Origin of the sequence: Streptomyces sp. NPDC090445 (assembly GCF_044769385.1) — a bacterium.
Classification (GTDB): domain Bacteria; phylum Actinomycetota; class Actinomycetes; order Streptomycetales; family Streptomycetaceae; genus Streptomyces.
This window is the reverse complement of the sequence record NZ_JBIVXV010000035.1, coordinates 13,046-26,370: the sequence shown is the minus strand read 5'-3', so window position 1 is coordinate 26,370 and position 13,325 is coordinate 13,046. Positions and strand designations below refer to the sequence as shown.

General features: G+C 71.4%; 13 protein-coding genes and 1 pseudogene. 3 read left to right on the top strand and 11 right to left on the bottom strand.

Annotated elements, in window-relative coordinates:
* Nucleotides 1-248: 248 nt before the first annotated feature.
* The 5 genes from ACIQUT_RS35905 to ACIQUT_RS35885 form a co-directional block, all read right to left on the bottom strand.
* Nucleotides 249-773 carry a hypothetical protein gene (locus ACIQUT_RS35905; RefSeq protein WP_403569346.1) on the bottom strand — a complete coding sequence of 175 codons (525 nt, stop codon included), beginning with the start codon at nt 771-773 and terminating at the stop codon, nt 249-251.
* A gap of 2 nt (nt 774-775) precedes the next feature.
* Nucleotides 776-865: a K(+)-transporting ATPase subunit F gene (gene kdpF / locus ACIQUT_RS35900; protein ID WP_403569344.1), complete on the bottom strand. Its 90-nt coding sequence runs from the start codon at nt 863-865 to the stop codon at nt 776-778.
* Nucleotides 866-1,083: 218 nt separating this feature from the next.
* Nucleotides 1,084-1,875 (bottom strand): DUF2785 domain-containing protein, encoded by a 792-nt coding sequence (locus ACIQUT_RS35895; RefSeq protein ID WP_403569343.1) that lies wholly within the window; start codon nt 1,873-1,875, stop codon nt 1,084-1,086.
* Between the two features lie 148 nt (nt 1,876-2,023).
* On the bottom strand, nt 2,024-3,121 hold the full coding sequence (locus tag ACIQUT_RS35890) for a hypothetical protein (protein ID WP_403569342.1): 1,098 nt from the start codon (nt 3,119-3,121) through the stop codon (nt 2,024-2,026).
* Between the two features lie 150 nt (nt 3,122-3,271).
* Complete coding sequence (locus ACIQUT_RS35885; protein ID WP_403569340.1) at nt 3,272-3,886, bottom strand: winged helix-turn-helix domain-containing protein; 615 nt, start codon at nt 3,884-3,886, stop codon at nt 3,272-3,274.
* A gap of 183 nt (nt 3,887-4,069) precedes the next feature.
* On the opposite strand from ACIQUT_RS35885, the gene ACIQUT_RS35880 reads away from it, so the two are divergent.
* From ACIQUT_RS35880 to ACIQUT_RS35870, 3 genes and pseudogenes are all read left to right on the top strand, one after another.
* Nucleotides 4,070-4,609, top strand: coding sequence for a hypothetical protein (locus tag ACIQUT_RS35880; RefSeq protein ID WP_403569339.1), 540 nt, complete (start codon nt 4,070-4,072; stop codon nt 4,607-4,609).
* A gap of 74 nt (nt 4,610-4,683) precedes the next feature.
* Nucleotides 4,684-5,309, top strand: a pseudogene (locus tag ACIQUT_RS35875) (hypothetical protein); the annotation flags it as partial.
* Nucleotides 5,310-5,468: 159 nt separating this feature from the next.
* Nucleotides 5,469-8,273 (top strand): heavy metal translocating P-type ATPase, encoded by a 2,805-nt coding sequence (locus tag ACIQUT_RS35870; RefSeq protein WP_403569337.1) that lies wholly within the window; start codon nt 5,469-5,471, stop codon nt 8,271-8,273.
* Between the two features lie 48 nt (nt 8,274-8,321).
* Here the strand turns inward: ACIQUT_RS35870 and ACIQUT_RS35865 are convergent, their stop codons facing one another.
* From ACIQUT_RS35865 to ACIQUT_RS35840, 6 genes are all read right to left on the bottom strand, one after another.
* Nucleotides 8,322-8,588, bottom strand: coding sequence for a metal-sensitive transcriptional regulator (locus tag ACIQUT_RS35865; protein WP_403569335.1), 267 nt, complete (start codon nt 8,586-8,588; stop codon nt 8,322-8,324).
* 23 nt (nt 8,589-8,611) lie between these two features.
* Nucleotides 8,612-9,226 carry a rhodanese-like domain-containing protein gene (locus tag ACIQUT_RS35860; protein WP_403569333.1) on the bottom strand — a complete coding sequence of 205 codons (615 nt, stop codon included), beginning with the start codon at nt 9,224-9,226 and terminating at the stop codon, nt 8,612-8,614.
* 107 nt (nt 9,227-9,333) lie between these two features.
* Nucleotides 9,334-10,110, bottom strand: coding sequence for a sulfite exporter TauE/SafE family protein (locus ACIQUT_RS35855; RefSeq protein WP_403569331.1), 777 nt, complete (start codon nt 10,108-10,110; stop codon nt 9,334-9,336).
* A complete protein-coding gene (locus tag ACIQUT_RS35850; RefSeq protein WP_403569330.1) occupies nt 10,107-10,466 on the bottom strand; it encodes a rhodanese-like domain-containing protein in 360 nt (119 codons plus the stop codon). The genes ACIQUT_RS35855 and ACIQUT_RS35850 overlap by 4 nt, the downstream gene beginning before the upstream one ends.
* A gap of 42 nt (nt 10,467-10,508) precedes the next feature.
* Nucleotides 10,509-11,879 carry a rhodanese-like domain-containing protein gene (locus tag ACIQUT_RS35845; protein WP_403569328.1) on the bottom strand — a complete coding sequence of 457 codons (1,371 nt, stop codon included), beginning with the start codon at nt 11,877-11,879 and terminating at the stop codon, nt 10,509-10,511.
* 247 nt (nt 11,880-12,126) lie between these two features.
* A complete protein-coding gene (locus ACIQUT_RS35840) occupies nt 12,127-13,266 on the bottom strand; it encodes an amidase domain-containing protein (RefSeq protein ID WP_403569326.1) in 1,140 nt (379 codons plus the stop codon).
* Nucleotides 13,267-13,325: the final 59 nt, after the last annotated feature.

Sequence of the window (13,325 nt, the reverse complement as noted above, 5' to 3'; positions counted from 1 at the left end):
AGGTCGGGTGGAACCCTTCTCCAGTGTGAGCGCTCGGGCACGCGCACGAGCAGGGCCCTGTGGGCCACGGCCGGGGGCCGACCGGCCCACCGTCGAGGCGCTCGCACGCACCCACGGACGGCACGGGGGCCGGGAAGCCCCGGCCGCGATCGAGTTCCGTGGCCACGCCGGGACCCGCCGGCGGGGTGCGCAGCTCGTGGCCGCCCCCCGGAGCACAGCAGTACGCAGCCTGTCGTCCGCCTGATGGGCTACCCCTCCCAGCGCCGGCCTCGGTCAGGCGGACCTTCGGTCTGGTCGCCGCGGACGATGCTGCCCGCCAGGGACGACAGGGTCTTCCCCGAGCACGAGCTGCGTGGCGTCTCCGCCGTCGCGAAGTCGACGAGGGCGGTGGGTGCTTCGTCGCCCACGGCCATGCGGGCTGCCCGGCGGATGAGGGTTCTCGCCCTCCGGTCCGCCGATCGGGACGATCTTGCCGACGACGTGCCGAGCGACTCCAGGTGCCGGATGTTGAGCGCCGTGACCACGTCGATCCCGGCAGCCAGGATGTCCTCGACGTCCCGTCGGCGTTTCGCATGCCGACCCGCCCCGGGGACGTTGGCGTGGGCGGGCTTGTCGATCAGCACCACCTGCGGCTGCCTGGCCGGCAGGGTCCCGCGGTCCGGATCGATCCGGCGGCCACGTCCACGCCGCGGCACCCGGCGGCGGGCCCCATCCGGCCTCCGGTGGGCCTTGCCCGGCGCCGCTGCCGGGACCGTTCCCACTGCGACGCTCATGCTCAGAACTTCTCCGGGAAGAACAACGCCAGGACCAGATAGCCGACGAGGCCCACCGCGATGAAGATGCCTACGACAGTCTCCGTGCCCACCCGTATCCGACCTCTCCGCAGACCCTCAACCTCGCGTCGCCAGCGAACACCGGGGATCGCACGGGCGAAACGGCCCCGGCCCGTCTTGACACCAACCGAGCGGATCACTGATGCCGCGTTGACGTCGGCTCCACCGATGGGGTGAAGGCGGTGTGGCGGGGAAGCCCGGTCGGCAACAGCGGCCCGCGTGGGGACGCCCGCGCTGTACGCCGGGGTGCTCAGCGCCTGATGATGCGGTCGAGGGTCTCGGCGAGCGCGGTCTTGACCGCCTCGCGGTGGTGGAGGGGCACCGGCGCCGACCGGGGGTCCGGACGCACACCCCGGTCCGCGAAGACGTACAGCATGCGCAGTGTGCGCAGGCAGTTGGTGAGGTGTGCGGGGACCGGGGAGGGGATGTGGTCGGATCCGAAGCGGGCGGCGACAGGGTCCAGCCACGCTGTCGCGTCGTGCTCGTTCATGTCGGACCGGGTGAGCACCCGGGCGAGCGCCCTCGCCAGCCGGTCGTCCTCCAGTTGGACGAACGCGTGGACGGTGGGTGCCGTCAGCCGCGCCGCGGCGAGATTCAGCATCCGCACCGGGTCCACCCCGGGATGGCAGCCGAACCGGTTCAGCAGGTCGGCGCCGTGCGCGACCGCGTGGAGCCAGCCGAGCTCCTCGTCGTGGCCGCGCAGGTCTGTCTCGCTCGGGTACCACCGTTCGAAGGCGTCCACCCAGTCGGCCTTGAAGTCCCCTCTGGTCACGAGCATGTCGAGAACCAGAGGGGCGAACGTGCGCGCCTGGATCTCCGGGGCGGTGAAACGGGCGGCCATTTCGTCCCCCAGCGCCAGCCGCCGGGGCGCGTCGATCACCCCGCGGGCTATCCAGGCCGAGAGGACGGAGTACGGCTCTCCGTCCCGGATCCGCGGATCGGGGTCCGCGAGGGCGTCGGAGAGCGCACGCACCAGCTCTTCCATGGGGTGGTCGGCGGGAACGGCGTAGTCGGCGGCTTCGATCTCTTTCCAATTGATCACGGCGCGCAGGATAACCCCGCACCGCCCTGCCGCACAGCGAATAACCGTGGAGCCGGGCTCACCGCGTTGCGGGGGTGACGGCGGCGGGTGCCTGAAGTCGGTCGGCTCGATGAGAGTGAGCCCGGAGCGTCAATCTGCAGCCCTCCCGTCAGACCCGGTGCGATGTGCCCCGGTTTCCGACCGATTTCACGTAGGCGCGGAAATCCATCGCCTCGGCGAGCACCTTCCTGTTCGTCAATGCGGACGGTGGTCGATCCGGGCAGAAATCGGGATACTCGAGTGAAGATTCCCCGAGTCTGCTACTCGCGCGCTCAAAAACTTGATATGCGCTGTCTGTGCACAGGAATGAAGTCACGGACGGCTTCCGGGCGGTTTTCACGCCATCGGTGTGGAACGGTTCCCGTGCCACTCTCTCGGTGAAATCTTCGTTGCCTGCCGCGAGATCGCGGTAGAACTCGAAGCCGATCTCCTCGCCTGCGATCGGCCGTGGTGAGGTGAATCCCATCGATTGGGCCTTCGTTGCCCTGCGCATGATATTTCCGATCAAGAACTGGCCGTCGTCAGGCTGGAGGTAAATCACCTCCTTCACGGAAGCCAGACACATGATGCCGGTGCACTGCGCGCAAGACTCCAGCGACGTGTACACGGTGACATCGCTGAGCAGCGTCGCATAGCCGGATGCAACCACTTCGGGTTCCCTGGCGGTTGCGCGCTCGGCGCGCTCGGTGACTGCCGTCGCGAACATTCGACGCCTCTGGCGCTCCGGAGGGCCGCTCTTGTGCCGCTCGTTCCGCGGGTCGAGCTCCCACGGATCGTAAATCTGGTTGAGCGCGAAAACCCGTCGCACCAATCGCGACTCGGCATGTTCCACAGAACTGTCGAACAGATCGTTGTGATTGAACTCGTAGTCGATGACCCGACCTTCTGCGTCCACCGCCAGCGCAGCGATGTTGTGTCCTTGGTACGTCCCGCCCCGGTAGATGTTCGGAGAGTCGACCAACAGCTGATCGGCCCGCCACTGCCCGTAGTCCCCGGTGTCGCCGTACTTGTTGCCGTTCCACTGGTCGAAAATGATCGCCATCAGGAGGAGCGAGTAGATTCTGTGGCGCTCCTGCATCGGAGGGTCGATCGGCGCCTCACTCAGGCTCACGAACTCTCGAACCGTTTGCTCCCAAAAGGGCTTCAACCCTGCCGGAATCTGTCGCACCGCTTCCTGTCCCGGCTTTTGATTCACGTCCGTCACCACGCACCGACCCCATGAGTAGCTGGAAGACTCGATTGCATGGTTCATGCGTCCCGGTCGAGGGATCGGAGACACGCTGGGCATCTGCCGTCCGCCACCCGGCCGGCCCACTGTCCGAGCCTGCGGGCCCGGCGACCGGTCAGGCTGTGTTGCTCACGGCCCCGGTGGGACGGCGAGAAGGCTGTGGCCCGCCGGGGTGAGGGTGTGCAGCGCGTGCTTGCCGTCGCGGAGGAGGGCTGCCAGGCCGGCGTTGCGCAGGACGGTGGCGTGTTCGCTGGCACTGGCCAGTGAGATGTTGGCGTGCCTGGCGAGTTGGGTGGTGGTGCTGCCGGGATGGTCGGCCATCACACTCAGGACAAGCGCGCGGGTGCGGCCCAGGAGGGCGGCCAGGGGCCGTGGTGGTTCGGCCAGCGCTGTCGCGGTGACAGCGGCGGGCGCGGCGGCGAGCGGCTCGTCGGAACGGATGGGGAAGGTGATCCACGGCTGGTCGGCGTCGTACTCCAGGGCCGGATAGTGGGAGCCGAACAAGGTGGGGATGAGCAGCAGCCCGCGGCCACCGAGGTGGACATCGCCACTGAGTCCGGAAGCCATCGTGACGTGCAGTACGGGAGCCTCCCAGACGATCCGGCGCGGGTTCGGCTCGCGCAGCAGCCGCTCGACCCCGTGATCGCTCAGATGCCTCAGACGCAGCGCCCGGTCCGCAGCGGCGAGCCGGTCGATCTGCGGCCAGTACGGGGCGATGAAACGCTGGTGGGCGTTCTCGACCAAGTCGGCCACATGCTGCGCGAAGGCAGTGCTTGCGCCGGCCTGACGTGTCTGTGTTCGGTTCTCGGGTACCCCCCTCGCCTCCCCCGTGCAGGGGAGGCGGCCAGGACCACCGGAGGACGCGGGACACCAGCCACGGCGGTGAGCATGGCGATACCGGAACTCCCGGGTGAAAGGAAGACCGCGATGAGCCCCGACCACCCCCGCCTCGACGTGCCGCGCCGCATCAAGTGGACGGCGTACGCCATCCCCTTGTGCGCCCTTCCATCGGGGCTGTGGCGCATCGCGCTCGTCGCCGGCCGGCCCGACTGGTACGCCGGGCACGACTGGCTGCCGGGGGAACGGCCGTACGTCCTCTCGCTCTCACTGGCCGCCGAGTGCCTGGCGCTGCTCACCCTGGGGCTCGTCCGGCCCTGGGGCGAACGGCTGCCCGCCTGGGTCCCCTTCGCCGGCGGCCGTGTGCTGCCCGTCCGCGCGGTCGTCGTCCCGGCCTCCATCGGTGCTCTGCTGGCCACTGCCCTGGCCGCGTACGCCACCCTGAACTACCTGTTCCATTTCGTTCCCCCGCTGAACGACACCGGCGAGGCCTTCCCCACCAGCGGCCCGGGCGCGTGGGCCCTGTGGGCCTGCTACGCCCCGATCCTCGCCTGGGGGCCGCTGCTGGCGGTGGCAACGCGGGCCTATCACCTGCGCCGGACCCGTGGCGGGGTTCCGGCATTCGGGTGAGACGGATCCGGCCGCTCGACCATGGCAGGGAGACCCAGCGGGCAAGTCCGAGGCAATCCCGCCCACGCAGCCGCAACAAGGACGCATTCTGGTACATGGCCATGGCACAGACGATCGAGGGCGGTGTCGCCTGCGTCGACGCCTCGGCCACACGGACGTCCACGACGACCTGACGACGCACCTGCACCCCACCATGGCCCCCGACGGCACCTGGACCGCCGACATGACCGCCCTGACCCCCGGCACCTGGCGGACGTACGCCTCCTTCACCCCGGAGACCGGAACGGGCAAGGGCGAGGACTTCGTCCTCAGCCGCACGATCACCGTCCCCGGCACCGCACAGGACACCCCGCTGCCCGCGGCCGCCACCAGCACCCAGGCCGACGGCTACACCGTCACCGTCAAGGGCCGGCCCATGGCAGGCACGGCCCACCCCCTCACGGTCACCCTCGGCAAGGACGGCAAGCCGGGCACCGACCTCCAGCCCTACCTGGACACCTACGCCCACCTGACCGCCTTCCACGAGGGCGACCAGGCCTTCGCCCACCTGCACCCCGAAACCAAGGTCACCGGGGACAACGGCGGACCGGACCTGGCCTTCCAGGCCATGCTCCCCAAGCCCGGCAACTGGCGGCTGTTCCTCCAGTTCCAGACCGGCGGGAGCCTCCGCACCGCCGCCGTGACCCTGAACGTCGGCTGACCGGCCGTGCCGCCGGCCCGCGCACCGGCAGGCCGGCGGCACGCTCCGGCCGCGGCTCCGACCGAGCGGTGCCCTCCTCGGACCGTACGGTCCCCGGCGCGCAGCACCGTGCGCGGGTGCATCCTGAAAGGGACGGGCCGAGCAGGGAGGCGATCGCCCGTGGGCGCCGTTGACGTGGTGGTGGTCGTGGCCGCCGTGGCATTGATCGGCGGGCTCGGCTGGTATTTCTTCGGCCCTCGCCGGGCCGGGTCCGCCCGCCTGGAGGGCGGGGTGCAGCGGGTGGACGTCGTCGTCCGCGGCGGATACAGCCCGAACCTGATCAAGGTCCGCCAGGGCATGCCGCTGGAGCTGGTCTTCGACCGGCAGGAGGCGGGGGAGTGCACGTCCCGGGTGGTCTTCCCGGACCTGCAGGTGAGTGCCGGGCTGCCTGCCCACACCCGCACCACGGTGCGCCTGAGCCCGGACCGGCCTGGCTCGTTCGGCTTCGCCTGCGGCATGAACATGATCCACGGCACCCTGCTCGTCGAACCGGACGGACAGCCGGAAACGGCGCCGCCCCCGCCATCCGCGCCGCCCCCGCCATCCGCGACGCCACCGTCACCCGCGCCGCCACCACCATCCGGCCACGGCGCCGCCACCGCCGTGCCCGAGGGCGCACCGGCAGCGGTCGTGGACCGGTCGGCGGCCGAGGCGGAGGCCGCCGACGTCGCCGAGCGGCAGGCGGAGATCGTGGACCTGACCCGCCGGGTCGCGGTCGGCGCGGTCCTGACCGCTCCGGTGCTGATCGCGGTGATGGCGCACGAGCTGTTCGGGGCCGCCTGGGTACCGGGATGGATGTTGAACCACTGGCTCCAGTTGGTCCTGATCACCCCGGTGATGTTCTACACCGGGTGGCCGATCCACGTGACCGGCTGGCTCGCGCTGCGCCACCGCAGCGCCGACATGAACTCCCTCATCACCCTCGGCACGAGCGCCGCATACGGCTACAGCCTGATCGTCACCCTCGCCCCCGGCCTCCTGCCGGAGGACGTGCGCGAGGTCTACTACGAAGCCGTCGGCGTGATCCTGACGCTGATCCTGCTCGGACGGCTCCTGGAGGCCCGCGCGAAGGCCGGCACGGGCGAGGCCATCCGCGCCCTGCTGGGTCTTCAAGCCCGCACGGCCCGCGTCCTACGGGACGGCACCGAGACCGAGATCCCCGTCGAGGACGTCACGGTCGGCGACGTGATCGTGATCCGGCCCGGGGAGAAGATCCCCGTCGACGCCGAGGTCGTGTCCGGCTCCTCCGCCGTCGACGAGTCGATGGTCACGGGTGAGCCGATGCCGGTCACCAAGCGCGCCGGAGACACCGTCGTCGGCGCCACCGTCAACACCACCGGCTCCCTGCAGGTGCGGGCCGCCAAGGTCGGCGCCGACACGATGCTGGCCCAGATCATCCGTCTCGTGCAGGCCGCGCAGGCCTCGAAGGCGCCGATCCAGCGCCTCGCCGACGCCGTCTCCGCCTACTTCGTCCCCGCCGTCATCGCCATCGCGGTCGCCACCTTCGCCCTCTGGTTCACCGTGGGCCCCGAGCCGGCCCTCACCCTGGCCCTGGTCTCGGCCGTCGCCGTGCTGATCATCGCCTGCCCCTGCGCCCTCGGCCTGGCCACCCCGCTGTCGGTGATGGTCGGCACCGGCAAGGGCGCCCAGGCCGGCATACTCATCCGCTCCGCCGAAGCCCTGGAGACCGCCCACAAGATCGACACGGTCGTCCTCGACAAGACCGGGACCGTCACCGCCGGAAAGCCGGTCCTCACCGACATCCACACCGCCGACGGCACCGACGAGACCGAACTGCTGCGCCTGGTGGCCGCAGCCGAGGAAATGAGCGAGCACCCGCTCGGCCAGGCCATCGTCTCCGGCGCCCGCGAGCGCGGCGTGACCTGGCCGGCGGCGGCCGGATTCGAGTCCGTCACCGGCCGAGGCGTCAGAGCGGTCGTCGACGGCCACACCGTCCTCGTCGGCGCGGCCCGCCTCCTCACGGCCGCCGGCATCGACACGGCACCGCTCGCCGCGGAGGCCGATCGCCTGTCGGCAGACGGCAAGACGCCCGTGCTCGCCGGGATCGACGGCAGGCCGGCCGGTGTTCTCGCCGTGGCCGATACGGTGAAGGACGACTCCGCGGACGCCATTGCCGCTCTCCAACGCCTCGGCATCGAGGTCGTCATGCTCACCGGCGACGGCGCCCGAACCGCCGCCGCGATCGCCGCCCGGGTCGGTATCACCCGCGTCCTCGCCGAGGTCCTTCCCGAGCACAAGGCGGATGAGGTCCGCCGGCTGCAGGGCGAGGGCCGTACCGTCGGCATGGTCGGTGACGGCATCAACGACGCACCGGCCCTGGCCGCCGCCGACGTCGGCCTCGCGATCGGCACGGGCACCGACGTCGCCATCGAAGCCGCCGACATCACCCTCATCTCCGGATCGCTCACCGGAGTCGTCACCGCCGTCCGCCTGTCCCGCGCCACGATGCGCAACATCAAGCAGAACCTGTTCTTCGCCCTCGTCTACAACGCCATCGGCGTCCCCCTTGCCGCCGGCGTCCTCTACCCCCTGTGGGGCATCCGCCTCACCCCGATCATCGCCGCCGCGGCCATGGCGCTGAGTTCCCTGTCCGTCGTCACCAACGCCTCCCGCCTGCGCCGCTGGCACCCGGCCCCCCTGCCGCGCACCGCACCGGTCAGAGTCCGGCCGGAGGTGGAGACCCCGGCCGAGTCCAGGACGGACGCTGCCGCGGACCGCGCCGGTGCCGTGCAGCGGGTCGTGGACCCTGTGTGCGGCATGCGCATCGACCCGGCAGACGCGGCAGAGCGCCGCCAGACCGGCAGCGGCGCCTACTTCTTCTGCTCCGCCCAGTGCGCCGCCGCTTTCGACGCCGACCCCACCCGCTACGCCACCGCGGCCCGCACCACCGACAAGAGCCGGTGAACCCGCTCTCCGGGTCGTCGGCGGGAGCCGGCAGCGGCGGGTGTGCCGTCAGGCGAGGGCGAGGAACAGCTTTTCGAGTTCTTCCTCGGTCATGGGGGCCTGGTTCTCACCGGCGTCGCTCATGCACTGGCGCATACCGCTCGCGACGATCTTGAAGCCTGCGCGGTCCAGGGCCTTGGAGACGGCGGCGAGCTGGGTGACGACGTCCTTGCAGTCGCGGCCGGCTTCGATCATGGCGATGACGCCGGCGAGCTGTCCCTGGGCGCGGCGCAGGCGGTTGAGGACTGCGCTGACTGCGTCGTCGTCGACTTTCACTGGTGCCTCCAGGCCTCGTGTGCTCAGGCTTCATGGTACCCCAGGGGGTATGCGGTCCGCGCAGGTCGGCCGTCGTGGAGGGCGGCGAGGGTGGCTTCGAGGTCGGCCTTGCGGGGACGGTTGTGAGGGAGCTTGGCGAGGAGGGCGGCCATGCCGCAGGTGTCGGTGAGGGCGGAGAAGACGAGCCCGCCCGCGACGCCCGCGGAGGCGAGGCGGAAGGCGGGGCGTACGCGGCCGAGGGCCAGGCCGGTCAGGACGACGGCGCCGGCGGTGAGGCGGACCTGGCGGTCCATGCTCCAGGCGGTGCGGGGCGTGTGGGCGGGACGGCGGAGGGCGTGGCCGCCGGCTGCCCAGGCCCCGGTGCCGCCGGCCAGGGTGGCGGCGGTGATGCCGTGGGCGGCGAGGGCGCGGCAGGCCTCCTCGGATCGGGCGCCGGAGGCGCAGACGGCGAGGATGTCGCCGCGGCGAGCGGCGTGGCGGATCTCGGGGAGGGCGTGCCGGAGCTGGTCGAGCGGCACGTTGAGGGCGCCGGGGATGTGGCCGGCGGCGTATTCGCCGGGAGTGCGGACGTCGAGAACGATCAGCTCGTCCAGCCGGCTGCGGACCTGGTCGGCGTCGAGGGTGCGGATTGCGGACATGTCGAGGTGCTCCGTCCCGGTTGTTGTCGGCGGGTCCCGTTCGGAACGCCGGGGGAGGGGATGTGCTGGGTCTGGTGGGTCTGTGGAGTTCCTCGCCGGCGGGCGGCTCAGCGCATCGCGTCGGTGAGCATGAGGAGTGCCACGGCCATGAGCGCGATCCCGAAGACCCGCTGGAGGGCGGGCCCGGAGACCCTGGCCGCGAGGCGTCTGCCGTCCCACGCGCCGAGGATGGCGGCTCCCGCGAAGGGGGCGACGACCGCCCACCGCACAGGGGCGCCGGTGTCGGCGCGTGCCGCGAGCGCGGCCACGGAGTTGACGGTGATGACCAGAAGGCCGGTGCCGGCGGCGGCGCGCATGCGCAGGCCCAGAATGCCGACGAGGGCGGGGACGGCGAGAAAGCCGCCGCCGACACCGAGGAAACCGGTGACGGCGCCGAGTCCGGCTCCCGCGCCGACGGCACGTGCGGATCCGGCACGTACGGATCCGGCGCGTGCGGGTCCGGCGCGTCGCGGTTGCCGGTCGGGGATGGCGGGTTTGAGCATGTGCAGGCCGGCGAGGGCCGCCGTCGCGGCGAACGCTGCGGTCAGGACGGCGTCGGGGACACGGGCGGCGAGGGCGGCTGCACCGACGGAGGGCAGGAGGCCGGCGGCCGCGAACAGTGCGCCGGACTTCCAGCGGACGTTGCCGGAGGCGGCGTGGGCGTAGAGGGCGGTGGCGGAGCCGGCCGTGACGATGAGGAGTGATGCCGTGGTGGCGGCGGCCGGGGTGAAGTCCAGAAGGTAGATCAGGGCCGGTACCGCCAGTACGCTCCCGCCGCCGCCGAGCGCCCCGAGGGCCAGGCCGATGAGCGCCCCGGCGACGAGGGCGAGGAGGACGGCACTCACGTGACGAGGCCGCGGGTTCCGCGTTCGTCGACGACGGGCAGTCCGGCAGCGGCCCAGGCGGTCATGCCGCCCGCGACGTCGACGGCCTGCGCGCCGCGTCCGGTCAGGAGCTTGGCCGCCTGTCGGGAGCGGTGTCCGGAGCGGCAGATGACGACCAGCTGCCGGTCCTCGGCGGCGGTCGGCAGGGGTGCTCCGGTGACGAGCCGGGAGAGCGGGGCGTGTACGGCGCCGGGTGCGTGTCCGGCGTCCCACTCGGCCTGTTCGCGCACGTCGAGGAGGACGGCGTCGCCGTCCGTCGTCCGGCGGCGGGCCTGCAGGGGAGTGAGGCGGGTCGGGCGGCGGCTGAAGAGGAACATGCGTCTTCCTTCCGATGCGATCGAGCGGGGGAGAGCGGCGACTCAGCGGTCCGTGCCGGTGACCAGGGGCAGGCCGGCACCGCGGGCGGCGTCGAGCGCGTCGTCGACGGCTGTCACGTTGCGACCGGCCGCGTCCAGGAGGGAGGCGGCGATCGCCGCACGCATCCCGCCTGCGCAGTGCACCCACACCGTCCCGGCGGGGACGTCCGCCAAGCGCCGGTGGAGAAGGTGGAGGGGGATGTGTACGGAGCCCTCGATCCAGCCCTCGGCGCGTTCGGAGTCCCGGCGCACGTCGAGCACGATGCGACCCGGGTCGGGGGCCTGGGCGGCGAGGTCGGCGAAGGTGGCGCGCGGGAAGCTGCGCGGCGTGCGGCCGTCGGGGATCCAGGCGCGGACGGTGCCGGTGGCCGCGGCGGCCGGACGGTCGATGCCGACACGCACCAGCTCGCGCTGGGCGGCGGCGAGCTGCTCCGGTGAGTCGGCCAGCAGGGTCACGGGCTTGCCCCAGGGGATCATCCAGGCGAGGTGGGTGGCGGTCTTCCCGTCGGCTTCGAAGTTGAAGGATCCCGCGACGTGGCCTTCGGCGAACGCGACGCGGTTGCGCAGATCCACCACCCATTCCCCTGCGGCCAGGCGGGCCGCGATGTCGGCCGCGTCGGCGACCGGCAGGGCGCTCAGGTCCACCGGGGAGGGGCCGGCGGCGTTCGCCGGGGCCATGTGGGTGTAGTAGGCGGGGACGTCGTCCAGGCCGGCCAGCAGGTCGGCGACGAAGGCGTCGGCATCCATGACCAGGGCGTCGTTGCCCGCCTTCTCCTTGCCGATCGTGGTGGCCCCGCCCTCGGACTGCGAGGAGGAGCAGAAGCTGCCGAATCCGTGGGTGGGCAGCACCGGCGTCTCGTCGGGCAGTTCCGCGGCCAGGCGGTGCGCGGAAGCATGCTGCGCGCGGGCCAGCTGCTCGGTCAGCCGCGGTTCCACGAGGTCGGGGCGGCCGACCGTGCCGATCAGCAGCGATCCGCCGGTGAAGGCGGCGGCGACCGTCCCGCGTTCCGCGAGGACGTAGGAGGTGTGGTGCGGGGTGTGGCCGGGAGTGGCCAGCGCCCGCAGGGTGATCCCCTCGTCCACGGTCACGGTGTCTCCGTCGCGGACCGGTGTCCGGGCGAAGGCGACGCGGGCGTCGGCGGGTACCAGGTAGGCGGCGCCGGTCAGCCGTGACAGCTCCAGGCCGCCGGAGACGTAGTCGTTGTGCACATGGGTTTCCACCACGTGCGAGATCCGTACTCCGCGCACGGCTGCCGCGCCGAGCACCCGGTCGATGTCGCGCGGCGGGTCCACCGCCACAGCCGTCTTCGTGCCGCCCGCCAGATAGCTGCGGTTGCCGAGCCCTTCGGTCTCGATGATGTCGATGAAGAACACCGGAATGCCCCTTTCGTCGCGACTATTACCCCCGGGGGTATGTCAACGACTCTAGCACGGGTACCCCCGGGGGTATTTTTGAAGGCGTACGGAGCCGGCATCCGCGGGCCGACTGCCCCCGCCGTACGGGCGGACCGCACGGGCCGGTCGCTCCGGAGAATGCAAGAGGCCTCTTCTGCCGGGAGACTTCCCGGCAGAAGAGGCCGAAGGGCTCACCCGAGAGGGCTCACCTGTCAGGGCTCACCCGTCAGGTGCGGTACGCGAAGTAGACCGCGTTCGGGTAGGACGCGATGATGCTCGCGAGCGACTTGCGGTACGTGTTCGTGGAGTGGTAGGTCAGGTACGGCATTCCGTTGCCGCTCCGGTACGTGACCATCATGGAGTGGTCCTTGGACCCGTCCTTGTTGAAGTCCATCTGCACGACGTCGCCGATGTCCGCCTGGTACACGTTCGCCAGGTTCGTGGCCCGCTGGTTCGAAAGCGTGAACCAGGCCCACTCGTTCGCGCCGACCCAGGAGTCGCTCTGGCGGGTGCCGTCGTACCACCAGTTCCGGTAGTCCGTGGAGGAGCCCGGGACGCCCTTCCAGCCGCCCGCCTTCAGCGCCTGGCTGATGAAGTTGGTGCAGTCGCCCCCGGCCCCGTTGAACTTGCGGTACGCGGGGTTGTAGCGGCTCCAGTACTTCTCCGCGTACTTCGCCATGGCGTTGTAGTCGTAGGCACCGCCGGTCTTCGCCTTGGGCTTCGGCGTGGCGGGGTACTTCGTGGACGCGGGCGTGCCGTCCGGGTACTGGTTGCCGTCGTCCTTGACGACGTTCGCCGGCGCCGCGACCGGCTCGTTGACGGCGACCAGGCCGTTGTTCTGGGACTTGATCGAGGTCAGTTCCCAGGCGCCGCCGCGCTTGCTGGTGAGGGTCAGCTCGTACTGCGTCCCGATGTCGGTGGTTGCCGGCTCGTCCCCCCGGAGTTTCTTGTACGTGAGCGTCGTCTGCTCGGTGACCTTGACGACCGCCTTGCCGCCGGCGACCGTGGCCTTGTCCACGACCACGCGGGTGTCGGCGCCCGTGTATGCCTCGCCGAGTTCCGCCAGCCGCGTCTTGCGGGAACGCAGCGACTGGATCGTGGCGTCCTCGTTCTTCTTCAGCTGGGCCGACATACGGGACTTCGCGGCGCCCGGGCCGGAGCCGGGGCGCCCCGCCTGGTCCTCGACCAGCGCCTGGGTGCGCTGGGAGAGGACGTCGTCGGCGATGCGGGCGAAGGCGTCGGCGGTGGCGCGGTCGGCCTCGCGGGGCCCGGGTTCCGCGGTCGCGGAGTACGCGAGCATGCTCCCGGACACCAGGGCTACGGTCAGGGCCGCGATGGCGGCGGGCCTGAACCTCTTAGGTATCACTCTGTTTCCCCTTGTCACCCGGTTCGCACGAACCGGGGGACGGAATCTTCGCACAACTA

Bases quoted from the DNA above. Each gene is read 5' to 3' on its own strand.
- ACIQUT_RS35905 (WP_403569346.1), bottom strand. From the start codon at position 773: ATGAGCGTCGCAGTGGGAACGGTCCCGGCAGCGGCGCCGGGCAAGGCC.
- ACIQUT_RS35880 (WP_403569339.1), top strand. From the start codon at position 4,070: ATGAGCCCCGACCACCCCCGCCTCGACGTGCCGCGCCGCATCAAGTGG.
- ACIQUT_RS35860 (WP_403569333.1), bottom strand. From the start codon at position 9,226: ATGTCCGCAATCCGCACCCTCGACGCCGACCAGGTCCGCAGCCGGCTG.
- ACIQUT_RS35850 (WP_403569330.1), bottom strand. From the start codon at position 10,466: ATGTTCCTCTTCAGCCGCCGCCCGACCCGCCTCACTCCCCTGCAGGCC.